This window comes from Streptomyces sp. NRRL F-5630 (assembly GCF_000719475.1).
Lineage (GTDB): Bacteria > Actinomycetota > Actinomycetes > Streptomycetales > Streptomycetaceae > Streptomyces.
On sequence record NZ_JOGO01000189.1, the window covers coordinates 1 to 834 of the forward strand.

An 834-nucleotide genomic window follows, 5' to 3' on the forward strand; every position below is an offset into this window, starting at 1 on the left:
GCGTAAGGGCGGGCTTGTCGGTAGGGGGCGGTAGGGGGGCGCATCGGTAGCGGGCGGGACGGGGGGGCGTCGGTAGCGGGTGGTACGGGGGGCGGTCGGTCTGAGGGCAGGGGCGCGCCTGCGCCGGGGGCTGGCACGGGGACGGGGCGCGGGGTGGGACGGGGTGGCGGGCCGACGCGGCCTGCGATGTCGGGCACGGGGCAGCACGTCAGGCGCGCGGCGAAGGCGCGCCACAGGCGCGCGCCTCAGACGCGGCGCCTCAGACGCGGCGCAGGCGGAAGGCGAGGAGGGCGGTGGCGAGTCCGCAGCCCAGGCAGATGAGGCCGCCGCCGAGGGCGAGACGGCTGCCCTCGTCCATGAGGAAACCCGCACCTCTCGCGCCCACGGCGAGGGGTACCTCGTCGGCGCGGGGCATCTCCTCGGCAAAAGCCTGCTCTTTCTCGGGCCCGGCTCCGGGGGCCTGCGGGGGCGCGGGGAGGCGCGCGTGAGCTCGTCGCGACGCGCGGGGCGCGAGCGGGAGCAGCGAGGGGGGAGCGGGTACGGCGCGGGACGCGGCAGGAGGACCTGCCGCCTTCGACGGCGTTCCGTGCCCCGTGCGGGAGGGCGAGGAACCCGGGCCGGCGCCAGCCGCCCCGCCTCCGGGTGAGGGGGAGGCCGCAGAAGGGCTGGGGCTTTCGGGGAGGTGCGGGTCACGGGAGGGGGAGACGGTGGTGACCGGGGCGCTGGGGAGCGGCGGCAGGGGGAGAGTCGGGAACGGGAGCGCGGTACCGGGGAGCGGGGGCGCCTCGGGGGCCGCGCTCGTGTCGGGGGTGGGGCTCGCGGCGGGGGCGGGGG

1 protein-coding gene is annotated in these 834 nt (G+C 79.3%); it reads right to left on the reverse strand.

Annotation, left to right across the window (positions count from 1 at the left end; all coding sequences use genetic code 11):
• Positions 1 to 259: 259 nt before the first annotated feature.
• A complete protein-coding gene (locus tag IF99_RS34570) occupies positions 260 to 415 on the reverse strand; it encodes a hypothetical protein (RefSeq protein WP_199806594.1) in 156 nt (51 codons plus the stop codon).
• Between the last annotated feature and the right edge of the window lie 419 nt (positions 416 to 834).